Origin of the sequence: uncultured Proteiniphilum sp. (assembly GCF_937873925.1) — a bacterium.
Classification (GTDB): Bacteria; Bacteroidota; Bacteroidia; order Bacteroidales; family Dysgonomonadaceae; genus Proteiniphilum.
The window spans coordinates 1-19,700 of the sequence record NZ_CALNAT010000107.1 but is presented as its reverse complement, the minus strand read 5'-3'; the positions used below and the strand labels follow the sequence as shown (position 1 = coordinate 19,700).

16 protein-coding genes and 1 tRNA gene are annotated in these 19,700 nt (G+C 46.0%); 13 read left to right on the top strand and 4 right to left on the bottom strand.

Going from position 1 to position 19,700, the window contains the following annotated elements; genetic code table 11:
- The 13 genes from Q0502_RS07325 to Q0502_RS07265 form a co-directional block, all read left to right on the top strand.
- Positions 1–518, top strand: a 518-nt coding sequence (locus Q0502_RS07325; RefSeq protein ID WP_298649060.1) for a tyrosine-type recombinase/integrase, incomplete at its 5' end; no start/stop codon positions are given.
- A gap of 565 nt (positions 519–1,083) precedes the next feature.
- Positions 1,084–1,677 (top strand): DUF3575 domain-containing protein, encoded by a 594-nt coding sequence (locus Q0502_RS07320; RefSeq protein WP_298649058.1) that lies wholly within the window; start codon positions 1,084–1,086, stop codon positions 1,675–1,677.
- Positions 1,678–1,683: 6 nt separating this feature from the next.
- A complete protein-coding gene (locus Q0502_RS07315; protein WP_298649057.1) occupies positions 1,684–3,051 on the top strand; it encodes a hypothetical protein in 1,368 nt (455 codons plus the stop codon).
- A gap of 49 nt (positions 3,052–3,100) precedes the next feature.
- On the top strand, positions 3,101–4,360 hold the full coding sequence (locus tag Q0502_RS07310) for a hypothetical protein (RefSeq protein WP_298649056.1): 1,260 nt from the start codon (positions 3,101–3,103) through the stop codon (positions 4,358–4,360).
- A gap of 163 nt (positions 4,361–4,523) precedes the next feature.
- On the top strand, positions 4,524–5,411 hold the full coding sequence (locus tag Q0502_RS07305; RefSeq protein ID WP_298649055.1) for a FimB/Mfa2 family fimbrial subunit: 888 nt from the start codon (positions 4,524–4,526) through the stop codon (positions 5,409–5,411).
- 38 nt (positions 5,412–5,449) lie between these two features.
- Entirely contained in the window at positions 5,450–7,894 is a 2,445-nt protein-coding gene (locus Q0502_RS07300; protein WP_298649053.1) for a hypothetical protein, read from the top strand.
- 16 nt (positions 7,895–7,910) lie between these two features.
- Positions 7,911–9,545: a hypothetical protein gene (locus Q0502_RS07295; protein WP_298649050.1), complete on the top strand. Its 1,635-nt coding sequence runs from the start codon at positions 7,911–7,913 to the stop codon at positions 9,543–9,545.
- A gap of 32 nt (positions 9,546–9,577) precedes the next feature.
- Positions 9,578–10,660: a fimbrial protein gene (locus Q0502_RS07290; protein ID WP_298649047.1), complete on the top strand. Its 1,083-nt coding sequence runs from the start codon at positions 9,578–9,580 to the stop codon at positions 10,658–10,660.
- A gap of 147 nt (positions 10,661–10,807) precedes the next feature.
- Positions 10,808–11,677 carry a FimB/Mfa2 family fimbrial subunit gene (locus Q0502_RS07285; protein WP_298649045.1) on the top strand — a complete coding sequence of 290 codons (870 nt, stop codon included), beginning with the start codon at positions 10,808–10,810 and terminating at the stop codon, positions 11,675–11,677.
- A gap of 105 nt (positions 11,678–11,782) precedes the next feature.
- Complete coding sequence (locus tag Q0502_RS07280; RefSeq protein ID WP_298649042.1) at positions 11,783–14,722, top strand: BACON domain-containing protein; 2,940 nt, start codon at positions 11,783–11,785, stop codon at positions 14,720–14,722.
- 290 nt (positions 14,723–15,012) lie between these two features.
- On the top strand, positions 15,013–15,492 hold the full coding sequence (locus Q0502_RS07275) for an AraC family transcriptional regulator (RefSeq protein ID WP_298649039.1): 480 nt from the start codon (positions 15,013–15,015) through the stop codon (positions 15,490–15,492).
- Between the two features lie 92 nt (positions 15,493–15,584).
- The gene (locus Q0502_RS07270; protein ID WP_298649036.1) at positions 15,585–15,785 is read left to right on the top strand and encodes a hypothetical protein; all 201 of its coding nucleotides are present in this window, start codon (positions 15,585–15,587) and stop codon (positions 15,783–15,785) included.
- Between the two features lie 143 nt (positions 15,786–15,928).
- The gene (locus tag Q0502_RS07265; protein WP_298649033.1) at positions 15,929–16,369 is read left to right on the top strand and encodes a hypothetical protein; all 441 of its coding nucleotides are present in this window, start codon (positions 15,929–15,931) and stop codon (positions 16,367–16,369) included.
- Positions 16,370–16,435: 66 nt separating this feature from the next.
- Here the strand turns inward: Q0502_RS07265 and Q0502_RS07260 are convergent.
- The 4 genes from Q0502_RS07260 to lpxK form a co-directional block, all read right to left on the bottom strand.
- Positions 16,436–16,508, bottom strand: a tRNA-Phe gene (locus Q0502_RS07260).
- A gap of 79 nt (positions 16,509–16,587) precedes the next feature.
- Positions 16,588–17,619: a thiamine-phosphate kinase gene (gene thiL, locus Q0502_RS07255; protein WP_298649030.1), complete on the bottom strand. Its 1,032-nt coding sequence runs from the start codon at positions 17,617–17,619 to the stop codon at positions 16,588–16,590.
- 83 nt (positions 17,620–17,702) lie between these two features.
- On the bottom strand, positions 17,703–18,515 hold the full coding sequence (locus Q0502_RS07250; RefSeq protein WP_298649027.1) for a purine-nucleoside phosphorylase: 813 nt from the start codon (positions 18,513–18,515) through the stop codon (positions 17,703–17,705).
- Positions 18,472–19,590: a tetraacyldisaccharide 4'-kinase gene (gene lpxK, locus Q0502_RS07245; RefSeq protein WP_298649024.1), complete on the bottom strand. Its 1,119-nt coding sequence runs from the start codon at positions 19,588–19,590 to the stop codon at positions 18,472–18,474. The genes Q0502_RS07250 and lpxK overlap by 44 nt, the downstream gene beginning before the upstream one ends.
- Positions 19,591–19,700: the final 110 nt, after the last annotated feature.

Genomic DNA, 19,700 nt, shown 5'->3' with positions numbered 1-19,700 from the left:
TGCTCTTCAGCCTGTATTGCAGGGGAATGGTATTTCACGATATTTACGACCTGACCTGGAATATGGTCGCCAAAGACTGGCAAGCACAATACCGCCGGAGCAAGACCGGACAGTATATACGCCTCTGCATCCCCGGGGAAGGGCAGGAAATCATGCTACGCTACCGGCAAGCGGGTAATCCGTACGTGTTCCCTTTCCTCAGGGAAACAGCCAAAGGTCGTTTCCTTTGTGAAAGATCCGCGTTAAGGCGTATCAACAGACATCTGGGAGCAATAGGGCGGCTCCTGGATATTCCCTGCAAACTCACTACTTATGTTATGCGCCATACTTGGGCGACGTTGATGCTCGAAGCCGGAAAACCCGTGGAGGTAATCAGCCAGTGCATGGGACACACATCCATAAAAACCACGCAGGTCTATTTGTCTTCCATATCTACCGCAAAAGTAGACAGCGAAGTGAATGATATGCTCAACCGTTTTGTCCGGCTGGAAAAATACAAGAAAAGTCTAGGAGTCTGAGGTTTGGAGGTAATCTTTCCTTAACTTATTTCCACAGGAGGAAACCGGACGCTCCGGTAGAAAATGTGGATTTTAAGATACTGATTTTTCCTATTTATTACAGTTCAGAAGTTACAAGTCTCTTTCTTGTATAGAAAGAGTCTTTCCCAGAAGTTATAACTTCCGACTGCAAAGATAATTATTTTTTTTTATGAGAAATGAATAAAATACATCTAAAAATGTATTTTGTGGAATTTTTCCCCATATTTTACTTTATCCCCTAAAAAAATATTATTTAAAACACTGATAATAATATATCTACCATATTTATATCTATGTATAGCCAAGCAGTCATCTTCAAACTTTTTTGTCTCTTTCTATACAAGAAAGAGACAATTATTATAGAATATTACACTTGGAAGCATGAATAATTTAACATATTATGAGATTTATCCAGTGGGTGAAATCTGCATTTCCCCGGCGTAAAATAATAAGAACTATGGCGATCCGCTTCGGACGGATTGGGATCCATTTTGTGGAAGCAGAGCATTTATTAAACTCCATTATAACACGAAAATATCAAAGAATGATTAGACATCTTTTAATTTTATTAGTTGTATTATTTGCAATAAACATCCCGGCAGTCTGTCAGGATAAACTGGCAGTGAAAACCAATCTGCTTTATGGTATTCCAACGCTGACACCTAACTTGGGAATCGAGTTTGGACTTGGCCAAAAAACTTCATTCGAAGTATTCGGATCCTATAATGCGTGGAAGGTCAAAGGTTCGGAAATAAACAATAAGAAGTTAGCGCATTGGCTTATAAAACCAGCGTTTCGTTATTGGTTTTGTGAGCGCTTTAACGGTCATTTTTCAGGTATTCACGGTCTGTATGGAGAATATAATATAAGCGGCCACGATATTCCTGTTTTTTTCAACGGTAAGATACGCAAAGAATATCGTTATCAGGGAAATATGATCGGAGTCGGCATATCATACGGGTACAATATGATTTTAAGTAAACGCTTTAACCTCGAGTTTGAAATAGGAGCCGGATACAACTACCTTACATATGATAAGTTTGAGTGTAAAAAATGCGGAGACAAGCTGTCGAGCGAAGTGGAAAATTATTTTGGGCCGACAAAGGCGGCTATTACGTTGGTTTATCTGATAAAATAGATGAAAATGAATAAAATAATAACAATCATAGTTTTGCTATCGGCATTCGGTTGCAATGCCCTCTTTGCTAAAAATAAGGGGGCGGTCATTACTAACGCCTCCCTGAAGAAAGAACAAGCGCATATCCGGATTTCATTCGATATAAACATGGACAAATTGAGTCCCGATTATATGCTGGTTATCACTCCCTCATTAATTGCCGGTCAACATTCCAAAGCTATGGAACCGTATGTTTTGACCGGTCGAAGAAGACGTATTATGGACGAAAGGGCTGGGAATGACACCGGATCTTATGCCCGTGCCTCTAAACGTAACGGCGACTATCATTATTCGGCGGCCATTCCCTATGAAAAATGGATGCAAAACGTCACGTTGAGGATAAACCAGCAAATCGAGGGTTGTTGCGATATGGAGAATCTGGCTTCGGCGGATGTCCTTAGCAACATGTTGGTGCCATATGAAATTGTTCCTCACTATGACAGGGATCCGCTGCCCGTTATGCCTGTGGAAAGAATAGAAAAAGAGCTCGATCAGTTTTCTTTCGTATACCCAATGAGTATATATGCAGATCGTCACGACATGCTGAAGATGGAGAGCCGGTCTGCCAATAGTGCCACCGTATTTTTCAGGGTGAATAGAGTCGACATTGAGCCGTCTTTTAGAAATAATTCCGCTGCATTAGACTTGGTTACCAGAGCTTTGGATGTCATAGAAAGTACGCCCGGGCTTAAATTGGGGAAAGTAATGATTGCCGGATTTTCATCTCCGGAAGGAACTCTGGAGGTAAATACAAAATTATCCGGAGCGCGCATGAACGCCCTCAAGAATTATCTGGAGAAGCGTAAAAACTATGATAATTACCTTTTTGATCTCTTTAATGGAGGAGAAGATTGGGAAGGCTTGAGGTATTTTGTAGAGAAATCGGATATGAAATACCGTAATGAGGTACTCGATATAATTGATAATATCCAGTTGCTCAACGGTCGCGAGAAAAAACTTATGGAGCTTGGAGGGGGTGAACCATACAAGTATATGCTTAAGAATTTTTTCCCTGATTTACGGAATGCCGGATATATACAGATATATTATGACGAAACGGGGGAGATTAATGCGAAGATCGCTGCAGAAAACGCATCCATAGATATTTTGAACAAAGCTACTGACCTGATCAACCGTAAAGACTATCCTTCGGCAATGTCTCTGCTCGAACAGATCAACAACGACCCAAGAGCATTTAATCTTATAGGTATTTGTCATATGATGACGGATGAGTATGACAAAGCGGAAGGAATGTTTAAAAAGGCAATTCAGGCCGGAGATAATTTTGCTCCCAAAAATATGAGCGAAATAGAGAAAGCAAGAATGGTAAATTAAATAAGATTACAATCATAGCAAAATTACAGTATTTATTAAATAATTGAATATGAAAACAAGCAAATTTTTTATTGCTGCTTTTGCAGCACTTACGCTCATCTCTTGTGTGAAAGATGGCGCCGACACGGATAATAATGAGGTTGGAGAACCAGCTAAGATCGAGTTGAAACTTGCACTTCCAAAACTCGGAGCCTCCACCAGGAGTAATGACATGAATGCAGTGGACGAGGACATTAAGGTAAACGATATTATCATATTCGTGACGAAGGCGGATGGTAATACGTTCGATTGTCCGCCCAAGTTTTTTACCGGAGCACAGATTGCTTCCGGCGGAGTGGTTCCGACGATTACAGCCTCGACCTCGGCTGCCTATGTTTTCGCGATTGTGAATACCGGAGCCTTGTCTTCCGGAGCGTTCGAGAACGTAGGATCGATTGCCCAGGCCAACCGCGTCGCTTTAAGAGTTGACGGCAATCCTAATACGGGCAGCAACTGTATTAGCGAAAACGTATGGATGGGAGCAGGTAACAACCTCACCGGGGCCGGTACGGAAGCGGACGGTACCGCTATACTTGCGACGACTCTGACGCTCGAGTATATTCCCGCTAAAGTGTATGTCAAGGTTGTTAACCAAATGAAGAATTACGACAAAGCGGCTGTTATCCTCGACGGCGTTTCGATGATAAATGCCGGAGCCTGGACATGCTTTACTCCGGAAAGCATTATCAATTTTGTTCCCAAAAGAGAGTATATGCCGGCAGGGGCCAAATTCTATGCCAATGGTACCGACGCTGTGCATTTCGGCTCCTATGTAGATGAGCCTGTCTATAATGCGCTTCCCGATTATGAGACCGATCCCCTCTACCAATGGACGGGTAGCGATTTTCCAATGCTGCCGGCCAATGTGGATCCGGCTGACGGCGGTACTCCCATCACCACGGCTATGGTTGCCGATGAAGGTTTTTATGCATTCCCGGTTATCGGTAACAACGATACCTACCTGACTGTTTATGGAAGATATAGCATAGACGAGACCACTGATCCGGACAATCCGGTAGGTAATGCAAGTACGCTTACCTCTCCTAACTTCTACTGGTCGTATAAATTTGGGGACTCCACTATCCCGGGTGCAACCAAAATCACGCAGGCTAAAAAATATATCGTTACCCTTACGCTCCAGGGCGATGCCTGGTCTAATGGCGGTGGCGGTAGTGTAGACCCGACCAATCCTCCTACGCCGGCCAACGTGAAGATCACCATCGAAACGGCCGAATGGGTTCCGGAAGAGATCAATAAACCTATCGAGTAATGGAGCCCGATGTTTATCAGGCGTATATTTAGGATGCTATAGATTATAGAAACAGGTTTTTATGCCGGGAGGGGTTCCAGAGCACCGCTCCGCTTCTCCCGGCTTTATTCATAAGAGAATAGACATTCAAGATTAAGACATGATGTGTATATTAAAACAGAAAATGCAGGTATTAAGCTGCCTGACCATATTGCTTATGACTGCCTCTTGCAGTATCCGGGAAGATTTGTCTGATTGTAGAAATACGCTTACGGTGAAGGTCCTCATATCGGAAGATAGCGGGGAGCCTGGTGATGTGTCTCTTGTCAAAGATGTTATTCTCTATGTTTTCGATGCTCACGGCAAATTTCTTGGCAGCAGAAATACCGAAATCGGACGCGAAGAAGAACTTAACTATCCCGGCGGAGGGCCGCTCACGTGCGTGGCCTGGTGCAATACCGCCTCGGGAAGCGTCGATGTAAATACGACGAACAATATCAGCGACGCTCGTGTGTCGCTCAAAAGTACGGGCAGCGCCAAAGCGTCTTCCGCAGTAATATTCCAGACTCCCGACGACCTGCTTTACGGGACGAAGTCCGCGCTGAACAATAACACGGAAGAACATATAACCGTGTATGTGACCAGAATGGTAGCATCCATGAAAATAACCGTCCGCAATTTGCAGAAGTGGGCTGGTCATGACGATACCGATTACTCCATGGTGGTCGGGGTAACAAAAAAAGAAATAAACTTCAATGGACAATGTCTTGGCGCCGGAGCAGCCTATATTCCTGAAACGTCATTCGATGCCAGGAATGATTTTATTGCGCCGTTGTTCAGAATGCTGCCGTCGAAAGATCAAGTGTTATCGATTAAAATATTCCACGGCGAGACAATGCTCGACGAAGTATTTTCGGGAATAGATATGGAAACAGGCAACACAATCATGCTTGATGCAATAGAAAACAGAACCTTAAATGTTTTGATCGATTATGGCAATCCGACCAATGTAAGGGTTACACTTCAACAGGCCGCCTGGGGGGTTGAATCTGTTTGGAAGCCGATAGGATAACAGCTTTCTTCAGTATATAAATTTAGAAAAAATAAAATATGATACATAAACTGGTTTTAGCCGTAATAGTTGTGTGTATGCTGCAATCCTGTTTCCGGGAGGAGACCTTTCCGGACATTGAAGGGGCTGCCAGTGTAAACATCAACACCAGAGGTGCTTTAAACCCATCCGATCCCGACCGCAAAATATCGTCACTGAGGATTATGGCCTTTGATCATTCGACAGGAGCCATAAGGAGCAATACCTTGTATTCCGGCGCTACGCTTAATGCGTCCCTTGCACATCAGATGCATGCTGGTTTATACGACTTCTTTTTCGTAGCCAATGAACCTTCGGGTTCGACGCTGGACAATATTGCCAGTAAAACAGGTCTGAACGCCATCGAATTTCCGGCATCGGCTTTTACTTCCGACAGCGACATCCCCATGACGGCGTCTTATCCAAACGTGACAGTACTCGCCGGCACCCAGGGGGTGGTTGTAAGCGGGAATACATATACGGATTGGGCTGTTCAATTGACACGCATAGCCGTGAGGTTCGATATTACGCTGCAGTCCAAAAACGATCTGTCCGGATCGTTTACCGGCGTGGCGTTCAACAATATTGCCGATGCAGTACCCCTTATAGGTGGTTATTATGCCGGTGCGCACGCCACGGAACGCAATTACGATCTGATTGCAGATCCGGGTTATTTCGAACCGGTATCTCCCGGGGCAGGATACGCGTGGGCTATGAAAGTGAAAAGAATTATTCTGCCGGCGCACGTGTTTAGCCCGGAGAGCGATTTCAACAGGGTCGCCGGTTTTCAGGTGAAACTGAACTCCGGAATAAATCCGGGGTGTACGTTCAGCCTGAACGATGCCACGGATTACTCCGGGACGACGAATTACACAATGCCGTATAATTATCATTTTACGGCGGTCTCCGAAGTAAAGACGCCTCTTGAGATCAATCTGGATGTGGCGGAATGGGGTCCTGTAAATGTCGACGGAAGCACCATATCACGCAGCCTGAACGTGTCGGCCATTCAGACAAATCTTAGCGAACGAAGCGTATCGAGAATATTCTTCTGGACCGATCAAACCAGTGTAAGCGTGGATCCGGTCGGTTATGTCGATACGTCTGGCAATACGACTTTCAACGTCAATGATTTTTTTACGGATCTGGCCGGAGCCTCCGCACCGAATTTGCATTTCGACGCGGGTACGGGCCGGGGTTATATCGACATCGAAACTGATATTCCTGTCGATCAGTATGAAGGCCAAAACTATTCTCACCGCATATATCTGAACGCCAATGGGTTGAAAAGGGAGATCACGATCAATACGACCATAAGGCCTGCCGTAGGTTGGAGTATGTTTCCTTACATCGGCACTTTCCACCGTTGGAATGAAACGGGTGAGCGTCTGATATTCGGCATTAACACGGGAGCATGGACGGCAACAGTCGACGCGGGAGACACCTTTGTTGTCCTGGACACGCAGAAAAGCCCGGATCCCAATATTAACACCGAAAATGCGGGTAACGCGGAACTGTACCAGGTAACCGGTAACGCGACTACGGTCAGCGGTACGGGCGACATCTACTTCCGTGTTGGCCTGGCATCGAAGCTCTCTTCGGCCGATGCAACTCCCCGGTATGCCAGAATAACCCTTACAACCGAATCGGAAACCTATTCTTTATATGTAAGGCAGGGAGAAGCCGCAGATTATATTTTTAAACCGGATGAAACGGGAACCGGGACCAATATGAATAGCCGGCCTTATGCCAGAATGTTTTCCCCTTATAACCTTACTGATCCGCAGGGCACGGTCAACACCGGCGCCGTGAAAGTAGACCGGGGACCCAGGGGCTACGTATTTACTCAGTTCCCTACGCAAGGAGGGTATTATTTCCAGTGGGGAGGAACGGCAGCGTGGCTTCACAATAGCCAATATGGAATGCCGCCCAACTGGAATACGACGACATGGCCCAACTATTGGGACAGCTACAATTTCGAGACATGCCCGCAGGGCTACAGGCGTCCAAACCATGGCAGCACCTCTGTGGAACAAGCCGATGACGTTTCGATCTCGGAGATAGCGCAGTCGTTCTTATTCACCGTTCATGGTCAGTCCCAGCATCACCCGCAGACTTGGTTGAGCGGATATTATGCCGATGGTTTTTTTGACCGCCGCCTGACCTTGAGTTCGGGTTCAGTGCTGCATGATGGAAATGCAATGGTAAGCAGCGGCGCGATGACTGCCTACAAGGGAACATTGGTATATCACCCCACGACAAAGGCGTCCATTTTTTTTCCGCACACTGGAATTGTGGTGAGCTCCTATGGAATCATCTACGATGGCCAGATGACTAATTTGTTAACCTCCACAAAGGGCAGCAGAACCAGCTGCTGGATGATGAGGTTTAGTGACTCCTCCGGGCTGGATATACCGAATAGAAGTCTTTTGGACGGTAACTCTATCCGGTGTGTAAAAGAATAATTAAATGCACTTGATTATGAAATGTAAAATATTATTGGATATACTCCTGGCCTGTTCCTTGCTTTTGGTATCCTGTATCCGTGAGGAACTGGCTTATCAACCCGAAGAAATCGGGCGTATCACTATCCCGGTGCTCACGGTCCAGGGAGATTACGAAACGCCTGTTTCCAGAGCCGGAATCGCTGACGAGAATTTCATCGGGAAAACACCTTGGGTACTTGTGTTTCGAGGTAGCGGAGAGGCGGCCGTATTTCATGAAGCGGCGCAGGCCCATGTAATCGGGAACAAGTCCTACGTCACCCTCGATCCGTATAGCTCTGCGGTAAGAATTTTGGTGATAGCCAACGCCCCCGCTTCTTTTTCGGACGGCACTTTAGATTATTCGTTCAGCAAGGAAAATCTTAGCGCTCAATTGCAGAACGTGAGTTTTGCCGATGCCGTAAATGGTATTCTTCTGACGACAAGCCTCTCCTCCCCTTACAACACAGGGGTACCGTATACACCCGGCCAGACGCTTCCGATGTCCAACGTATTGGATTTGCCCAAGATCGACCAGAACGTCACGATCGGAACGACCGCGTCTAAGCTGATGCTTACCCGCATAGTGGCCAAGGTAACGGTAACCAACGACGATACCGGCTTCGATCTTGACGGCGCGACCATCACGGGCGCCCCCCGCAACGGCAGGCTTTACCAGTCGGGGTCGTCGCTAAAAGTCAATACCGGTAATCAAACCTATTACGCCGGTGGCGACGGCATATCAGGAGTCTCTCCGGCGACCGGACAAAGCACGGCTGCCGATCCGATCTATGTGTATGAATCACGGGCTTCAGAAGGGACCTGCGTGATCGTCAAAGGAACATATAATAGTAAAATCTACTATTACAAGCTCGGATTCAACGATTCGGGGTCTATCCCGATGGATATCGTCCGCAATAACTTGTATGAGTTTACCATCAATCAGATCAAGGGTCCCGGTTACGCCAGCCTCACCGACGCCATGGCGAATCCTGCGAACAATGTGGAATATACCGTAACGGTTACCGACCTGGGATCTTTCGAAATAGCGGACAATGGCAACTATTATCTCGGAGTCTCCAACTCCCTGTTCTTTCAGTTTTATCCGATGGACGAACCTGCGGTGGCGATGGACGACATCGTCGTGGCTACGGTATATACCAACGCTCCGACCTCGCTGACCACCAAGAGCATCACGCTTAGTGGCGGCAACGGGAAAATCTCGCTGCTCACGACCTCGATCAATACGACCGGAACGGTGGCCGCGACCGATATACGGGCCAATCTTCAAAACGGTTTTACCGGGGCGGTCATCACCGTGTCCCTGGGCACGCTGACCAAGACCATACAACTCATCGGCACGAACTGTTCGACCGGGGGAGGGATTACCTATTACGGCAATATGACGACGGCCAAAGTCGAGAGTTTCGGCGACGGTCCACAGGACTGGATCCAATTGAAATACAACGATGATGCCTTTTCGGACCACCTCGATCTGAACGCCCCCGCTACAGTCGGGATGTACGTGAATCCCAATGAATCGAATCAGGTCAGACGAAACGGGATCGTGTACATGTCCTATCATAATGGACGCCGTTACAAGTTCAATATCATTCAGGGCGGTATTTATTAATTTTTTTATTCAACTTTTTAATTTTTATAATTATGAAAATCAGAGTTTTATGTGCAGCTGCCTTGGCAGCAATAACCCTTGCTTCATGCAGTAAAGATGATGGCGCAAATCTGATCGTTCCGGATGGGCGACCGGCTAAACTTTCCATCTCGATCAAAGATCCGGTTATGACCAGGGCAACAGGCGGGCCAAGTAGTACTGATAATGTTGTAAAAACATTTACGGTATGGGTATTCGATGCTGCCGGTAAACTTCTGGCTCAAGAAACATCGGCCAATGACGCAAATAGTATCGAAGATATCGATGTTACGACAAGTGCAAAAGAGGCCTATGTCATAGCTAACTGTGACAATACGAACGTTACCGGCATCAACAGCAAAGCGGCGCTGCTCAATTTTATTGGAACGTTGGATGACACTGCAGACCAGTCTGCCAGGCGTTGGGCAACCGGGAGCGACCTGGCGCTTTCTTTTACTCCTACAGGCGCTGGCGGCAGCTATGAAGGCAGCAGCAACATCGCCCTCAGCTTTATCGCAGCTCGGATCACAGTGAAAATTATAAATAATATGACTGGATATGATGCGGCAAATACAGATGGACATCTTGTCCTGAAAAAGGTAACAGTCCTGAACGGAGGTCATAACACTAAGCTCTTCGGAACCACCCTTGTCCCTGATCCTATGAGATGGATTTCAGGTATCCAAAATGATAGTTTTGGATTCTGGCCTGCATCAAATATTACTGCCGGGAGCAGCCTGCTGATAAATGATATCGCTGCCGATGATTTTACAACTACCTATCACTATTATGTATTTGAGAATAAAGCTACCGCTGCCGATGAGTTTCCGACTATCGTAACCCTTGTCGGAGAATTTGACGGAAAACTGACTTATTTTCCGGTACACCTCACCCCCTACGAAATGTTTAGTACAGGTTCTGTAGATAACGGTGTGGAACGCGGTCACAGTTATAACATCACCATTACCCTCAGTACCGATCCCGGAACTGGCGGAGGAGGAGAACCCGACCCGACCAAGCCTGTTGAAAGAGCTAAATTTGACGTGGAAATTTCTATCAACGATTGGATTCCTGTTACTCTTGGCAAAGAATTCTAAAATTACAGCATGCATAAGCGCCGCTGCTTTCAGGTGTAGCGGCGGCACTTTCTGTTCAATACCACACCTTGTTGGTATGCGCTGTTTGAGTATGGCACATATCCCTAAGAACTCAACAATAAAAATAGGTATTTACAATACAGGTATATGAAGTGTATTTCTGTCGTCGCACTTTTTCTAACAATGCTGGTAACAGGATGTATCAAAGAAGATGTAAGCGATTGTCCGGAAAAGGGATATTCTTTTATCGTAAAAGCATACGACAACGATGGCAAAGAACTTACATCAGAAGATGTAGGCGATGTGGTGATGTTTATATTCGACGGTGAAAAACGCTTTGTAGAGCAGATCAGGACGAATGTTGGAGTGAGCGTCACGATAATCCCGCCAGATGGAGGCGATATGCATATTGTTGCATGGGGTAATCTCGCCGGAGGGAATCAAAATGTTCCGCAATTTACTCCCGGCACCCCCATGGACGAAAGCGGCATCACTCTACTATGCGTTACGCGAACAGTCGCATACGGCATTTCTCCCGATGACCTGTTCAGGGGGTATATCTATCCGACCAATGAGGAAATGAAAGACGAACACCTCCTGCCCATATACAGGGAAACCGGAAATATGGATATTACCATCCGCAATCTTAAAGGCTTTACAGGCTACGAAGATGACGATTATTCGGTGGTTGTCCGGGAAACCTATTGGGGTATTGATTTCAGCGGCAACCTATATGGAGACAAGGTTGCGTACCGTCCTGCCGGGGCATTCGTTACAAATGGAGGCAGGGAGGAGTTTTTCATACCCCTGTTCAATATGATCCCGGAGTCGGAAATATATATAGATATATATCACGGGGCAGAGTTGATAACCAGCGTATCGGTATATAATGGCGACCAACCGATTACCGTAGAAAAAGGGCTGACCACTCACGTATTGATTGAATTGAAATCGAGCGTCACTGTCATCGTATCTATTACGCCATGGGGCGAAGAAGCAGTTTGGAAAGAGTTTTAAGGTATAAACAGGACAGAAAACAATAAAATTATGGTAATTAAATTTTATAATAAGTTTTTGAAGTTCTTTGCAGGAGTGCTGTCCATGCTAATACTTGCTTCTTGTATGTCAGACGATATCTTCACTCCGGGCATAGAAAAAATGAACGGAGAATCGGTAGTGACATTTTCTATTCAGGTACCCGGTACAAGCACTCCCTCCGCGTTAAGGGCGATATCGTTGAGTGATGAAAACGAGGTAAAAGAGATAGATATTGTAGTTTTCGAACCGGGTGGCGGGGAATATGTTTATAGGACCGGATGCAGCGGATCAGCCATTTCGGACAGCGGTACCAACGCACGCCTGAAAACGTTTACCGTAAATATGCGTCAGGGTGAATTCGATGTAGTTGTATTGGCAAATGCCCGCAGTATAATAGGAGACATTTCATTGAACGGACTTACGAAAGAAGCTGCCCTTGCTCAGATGGAAGCCAGGATGCCTGAGAGCGGTAAATGGCCTACCAGTCCATTTTCTCCTTTCCCCATGTGGGGCGATATAGGCGATGTGGATATCGATGATACTACAGACCTTACAGGCGATAATAAGGTAATACTTACCCGCATGGTAGCACGGGTGGATGTACAGATAGCCGCTGAGAACTTCCTGCTGACCAGTGTGGATGTTTACAACTATAATACCGCCGGAACTCTGGTGCCTAAAGCAGCGGATTGGGATACGACGACCGATCCTGATGCGCCGAGGGTAACAGCTCCTCATATTCCTTCCTCTTCGACGCTGACCAAAGGTCCTGTCACTTACCATGATGACTGTATCGATACAGGAAACAACCAATGCATAAGAGAAATATATATATTCGAAGCCGAGAATCACAGCGATGCCGGCCACACTAAAGGAAAAGGTTTGCTCGACCGCACTTGCCTGGTGATCGGCGGGATATGGGATGCCAACGGGGACAGCGATTTAACCAATGATGGCCCCCCGACCTATTACCGGGTGGATTTCTCACATGGCAACGGCGTTTCACAGCAATACCTCGACGTGCTTCGCAATCATAGGTATATATTCGGTATCAATAAGGTATCAGGCCCGGGTTATGAAGATTCCAATACCGCTTTTATCTCCGGGCCGGTGAATATCGAGGCCGAAGTATTGGAGTGGAATGAGGTCAATATGGGTAATATCGCGTTTGACGGACAGTTCGTACTCAGTGTAAGCCAGGATAAGTTTACCTTTTTCCAGAACGCTTGTTCGGTAAAAGAGGATGAGAATGTGCTGTATGTTTTCACAGACTATGAGACTGACGGACAATCGGGTTGGTATATTGAGAAGATTGAGAGCGCCACACCAGGGGTTGCTCCGGGCTGGCTTACCCTGACTCCGAATGTCGGTGCGGCAAATAACAAAACGGAAATTGTTTTGACTTATGAAGCGAACAACACGGGTGAAGACCGTACCGTTATTGTCTGGTTCGCAGCAGGCCGCCTGCGTTATCCGGTAACAGTAACTCAGGGTATTATGCCGCGTATAAGTTTGAACATTGTAGATCCGGTGACCGGGCAGCCGCTCAGGGAATTGATATTTGACGCAGCTGTAGGTCAAATTCCCGGTGCACAGTCGTTTATGGTGAATTGGGAGCCTAAGCTCGCCGATGTGACGGTGTTGAATGTCACGGTAGCTGCCAATCCGTTCCCCTCCGGTTCGGGTGCCCCCGCAAACGGGACCATTGCAGGAGGAGCAGGCACGGTTACCTACCATATACAACCTCCTGCAATTACCGGGAATGAAGTCATAGAATTCCCGTTTCTGGATAAGACTTCCAAAGTGGACTTTACGGTAACCAACGGGATATCCTATGAAACCCGGAGTATATTGCTGCGCCAGATTAATTATAACTTCATAGCCAAACCCGAAGTGTTTTACAGGCTCGACGGAAGTACGTACTCTCTGCCCGTGCGTTGTAATACATCGTGGCGAATCAAAGAAATCAAGGAGTATCCTTCTTCGGAAGGCAAAACGTTCTTCAATCTCAAGTCTTCGGACAATCTGCGGGTTGGTGCTATGGGAGGATATAACGTAGGCGGAGAACCGGTTACATTTACCGTGGTGGACGATCGTACATTCGGCGGCCATGTTGATGTGGTCTTCGAGAATACGGAAAACAAATTCGGCGAGCATACCGTAAGGCTCCAATTCGCGCTACCGAAAATGAAGATTATGGGACTTGCCAATCACATTCATTATGGTTACAATGTGGCAGTATTTGCTAATAATAATGATGCTTATACCTTCCTGAGTTCCCCGTCTAACTTCGGACTTACTTCGGGGAGTACGGTACCTTCGATGGGTTTTGAATTCAGAGGGCCTCTTGCAACTGGAATTATAGAAAATAGCACCCTACAAGGGTATCTTAATGAAAAACCGGATATAATTGTTTTAGGGTATGACCTGTATATCAATGCTGTACAAGGGCAAATGTTTGCTGATTATCTGAAAAAGGGAGGAGTATTGATCGCATTGAATGAAGGGAATGGTTTAAGTGTCCAAAACCTGATGAGAGCGGTTTTTGAAGATAACACTATTACCCAGTTAGCCAGGAACGGTGCAGGTGCTATTTATAAGTTGCCGAATATCGATGATCCGATCCTCAATGGACCGTTCGGAGACCTGAGGGGATTACAATGGGGAGAGGATGCTTTGTGGACCATGACGGCTTCCAATATTCCACTGAATGATATAATCGTATACTCCAATGCATCTGATGTATCGGGTGGGACATCATTTACTGAACTGACCGCTTTCAGGCATAAGGAGCTTGGATTTGTTTGGTTCGGCGATGGAGGCTTCGTTTCTTCCGATGACCACACTAGCCCCACCATCTGTCCATTCATGCTTGATGCTGAAAAAAGGCCGGTACATAAGAGTAATTACGGACTTAGCGCTATTAACAGATATAATGTATATAACTCCCAGTTATTCGCTAACATGATTTATTGGGGCATATTGTATTCTCTTGAGAATAATAGGCAGTCAGAGAATGACTAATGTTATTTTGACAGTAAAGACTGCTCAGTATTTATTTCGGGCGAGGTCGCTCCCCATCAGCATGTAGAGGTGAAAGCAGATAGCGAAGAAACAATCAAAGGTCTGTCTAAAGGAATTTATATCATGCGCCTGCAAAATGCCGAAATTACGGATACAAGAAGAGTAACCATACAATAATTTCACCAAAATAACTAACTGAAAAACATGTGAAATGAAAAAAAACAGTATTCGTATGGGCAGCAAGCCTGATAATTACACTCGCAGCTTAGGAACTTTTAAAAAATAAGCATATGAATGTTAACACAAAATTGAGAAAAAAAGAGGAGGTTCGCAAATATTTGCTGACGGATGTGGCATCCTGCACATTCACTTTCTCGGACGGGTTGAAGAGTAAGGTAACCTCCTCACCCGATAATGAGATCGTCCTTGTGAAGCTGATCCCGCGGACATCTAAATCGAAACGATTTGAAGATAGTGTGTTGAGTAACTACTCATCGGCAAGGAATATGAATGAACTGGCGACATTGTGCAAATACGACTGTTTGAGAACATTTACACGCCATTTTAAGAAATGTTTCGGGCAAACTCCTTATCAATGGATGCTCGACCGTAAAATGGAAGAGATCCAGTCTCTGGTACTCAACTCGGATATCAGCATTACCGAGATATCCAGGATGTATGACTTCAGAAGTGTGTCGCATCTTGTAAACGCTTATAGTAAGAGATTCAGTATTTCACCGTATAAAAACAGATTATGGAATGTTACCTGACTTTGCCCTTTGATAATATTATTTCTATAATGAATTGATATTTACTCGGTCCCTGGGGGAGTCATCCATTCAAAAGAACAAACACATTTGTTATGACCTCCCCGGAAGTGAGATCCCAAATAAAGGCGAAAGGCACCATTATAAAGATACTACCGCTGATATTTCTGTCGAAGAGACATGGGCGTTTCTATGAGGATCTGTCGGAGTTCGTGTCCGATGCAGACAGGGTTTCACCTCAATTTATAGATATACTTACTATCTCCAACGGTTCAAAACTAAATATCACTGTATAATGAGACAAGTACCACTATTAATCCTACTGATTGCATTTTCAGTTTCATGTTCCAATTCAAATGACATATACAAGCAAACCCTCCTGGATTATCTGCAGATAGAGAACGAATTGAAAACAGACTTAAAGATAAAGATCTTTCTGTTGGATGTATTGCCGGATATTACAGTAGCCGATAGTATCAAAATGCTACAGGAACAGTATCAAAACGAAAAGAGAGAAAAAATTGATTCAGCAAAAAAAAATATATCTCATTGGGAAAATACCATCGAAAAACAAATGAAAAAAGACAATGATTTAATTGTCCGGGCGTTAGTGCCTGGTTCCCAGGAACGATTAAGAGAAGCAAAAACCGAATTGGAAAAAGCGGAACAATGGGATCCGGACTACTTAAATCGCTACAACGGGCGTTCTCCGTCTGAAATTCTTGCAAAGAAAATTAATGCCAGTTTTTCATTTCAAAATCCGACACTGACTGTTCGCCAGGAAATTTCTGCTGTTTTTGTACTTTCTCCGGATGGAAGGAATTGCTATAAGATGGTAAATAGAGAGAGTTTCCCCTACCAAATCTCCCTATCCATATGATATAATTTATACAGGCTATATAAAAAGGCAAACACCTGAATATCTGATATTCAGGTGTTTGCCTTGTGGTACCACCAGGAATCGAACCGGGGACACACGGATTTTCAGTCCGTTGCTCTACCAACTGAGCTATGGTACCAACGTTTCTTAAATTGCGAGTGCAAAGATAAGAGCATTTTTGAGATTTACAAAATTTGTAAATAAAAAAGTAATAAAATTTACTCTTCTGCCAATGGATTCCAACCTTGCGCGCGGAGTTGCATCTCCTGTCCGTCGCGGGTGACCAGGTAACAGCCCTGTTCGGGCGGGGTAATATGGCCTATCAGGCGGATCCCCTGCAGGTCGTTCATCTTTTCATGCAGATGCAGGGGGACGGTAAAGAGCAACTCGTAATCTTCCCCGCCATTGAGGGCCACGGTCGTTACGTTCATATTGAATGTCTCGGCCATCACGGCGGTCTGATAATCGATAGGGATCCGCTCTTCGAAGAGCCGGCAACCGGCATTACTCTGCTTGCAGATATGGAGTAGGTCGGACGACAATCCGTCGGAAATATCTATCATGGAAGTGGGCACGATCCCGTTCTCCGCTAACAGGTTTACGATATCTTTTCTGGCTTCCGGTTTGAGTTGACGCTCCAGCAGGTACTCCTTGCCGGCAAAATCGGGTTGGAAGTCCTTATCGCCGTCGAACACGGTTTTTTCCCTTTCCAGTAACTGCAAGCCCATATAGGAGGCGCCCAGATCGCCCGACACATAGATCAGGTCGGTATCTTTGGCCCCGTTACGGTAGACGATCTTCTCTTCTTCCGCAGTGCCGATACAGGTAATGCTGATGGTGAACCCGGTGAGGGAAGAGGTGGTATCTCCTCCTACGATATCCGCCCCGTAAATCTCACAGGCCAGCTTCAATCCGCTGTAGAAATCTTCAAGGTCTTCCACCGAAAACCGCTTCGATATGCCTAAGGAGACCGTGATCTGCTGCGGCTTCCCGTTCATAGCGTAAATATCGGAGAAATTAACCGCTGCCGCTTTATACCCGAGATGTTTCAGGGGGGTGTAGATGAGATCGAAATGGATCCCCTCCAGTAGCAGGTCGGTGGTCACCAGTGTCCGTTTTCCCCCATGATCCACGACGGCGGCATCGTCACCGATCCCTTTGAGAGAACTCTCTTGGGTGAGTTTGATATCTTTGGTCAGGTGGTCGATCAGCCCGAATTCACCCAACGTGGCTATTTCTGTCCGTTGCATATAAATAACTAATAAAAAGAGACTGTCTTAAAATTATTCTTATCAAGTATTTGCAGATATTCTCTTTTATGAAGAAAAAATTATCAAATTTTCTGAATAATGGTACGCATGATCTCCGCCATTTTGGGCTGGGCGATTTTCGCTGCTTCCTGCACATCTTCGTGTGAAACTTCCACGATCTTACCGATCACACCCAGATCGGTGATGATGGAGAATGCCAGCACCTTCATTCCGGCGTGGTTGGCCACGATTACTTCCGGTACGGTGGACATACCCACGGCATCTCCTCCGATGATACGCAGGAAATTGTATTCGGCCGGCGTTTCAAAGGTCGGCCCCTGAAGGCCGATATAGACTCCGTGCTGCAGTTTGATGTTTTTTTCCTTAGCGATCTCCATGGCCATCAGCCGCAACGATTTGTTGTAAGCTTCGCTCATATCGGGAAAGCGGGTACCCAACTCGTTGAAGTTCTTTCCGTGGAGCGGATGCTCAGGGAACAGGTTGATATGGTCTTCAATCAGCATGATATCGCCTACATCGAAACTGGAGTTCATCCCTCCTGCCGCGTTGGAAACGAAAAGGTACTCGATGCCCAGCGCCTGGAAAACACGGATGGGGAAGGTAACCTGCTTCATGTCGTATCCTTCGTAGTAGTGGAAACGTCCCTGCATAGCCAGCACTTTCTTCCCTCCGAGCGTGCCGACGATCAGCTTTCCGCTGTGGCCTTCCACCGTGGAGATGGGAAAATTGGGGATCTCCGTATAAGGGATCTCATTTTTATCCTCGATCTCATGTACCAGTTCGCCCAGGCCGGTGCCCAGGATAATGGCCGTATTGGGAATTTCTTCGATTCTACTCTTCAGATAATCTGCTGTTTGTTTGATAGTTTCTAACATGTTCTAAAATATTATTGTTGAATTGTTCTTTTTCTTTCTCATCGATGAACGACACGCGTACGGGGATGTAATAGAGCATTTTCTTTATTTCTTCACCGAGATAGGGTAGCGCCCTGAGGCGGACGGCATCTTTCTCGGTAGTGAGGATGATCTTGTTGTTGTCATCCACCGTATTCACCAATTCCCGTATCGATTGTATATCTTTTTCCTTAAAAGAATGATGATCGGGAAAAAACTTCGTGTAGAGGTTGTAGGTAATGTGTTCCAGCTTATCGACCAAAGGTTGGGGAGAGGCGATACCAGCCACCAGGAAAACGTGCTTCTTGCGGAGCTCCTGCAACTCCAACCGGTCGCCCTGCAATTCCGGGAAGAGGGGTATTATCTTTCCGTAATTGAGGCTGGTGAAATAGAGTTGTTGAAAAGCATAGAGATTCAATCCGTTCGTATAGATCCGGAAATCAATGGGCTGCATATCGGGATCGCATTTGGTAACTATCACGATGGATGCTCTCTCTTTTGCCTTCAGCGGTTCGCGCAATGACCCCACGGGCAACAACCGGTCTTCAAAAACGGGACGGTTGCTGTCTACCAGCAGGATGGAGAGCGAAGGCTGCACGTAGCGATGCTGGAACCCGTCGTCGAGCAGGATCACATCAGGGCGTTCCTTTTCTTCAATAGAGAGGATTTTCCGGATGCCGCTCACCCGGTCTTTATCGACAACTACCAGCGTTTCCGGGAATTTTTGCTTGATCTGCAGGGGTTCATCTCCCACATTGCGCACTTTCGAATCGGTGTCGACGATCATAAAGCCGTTGCTTTTGCGTTTGTAGCCCCTGCTGAGCACTGCGACCTTGTATACCGGCGACAACAATTTGATGAGGTATTCAATATGCGGGGTTTTCCCCGTGCCCCCCACGGTGAGATTTCCCACGCAGATAACCGGAATATCGAATGTTTTTTGTTTGAGTATTTTTCTGTCGAACAGTGTATTCCGGAAATTCACACCAAGGCCGTACAGCCAGGCTAACGGCGACATTGATCGACGAATTTCGACGGAAGGTTTGTCCTTTTCCATTAGTGAATTATTTCGTTAAGCCAAATGAACAGAAGGCAAGCTTGCTTGCATTATGTCATGGCGAGAAATAGTCTAACTTTAGTGAACTATTTTGTTAAGCTAAATGAGCA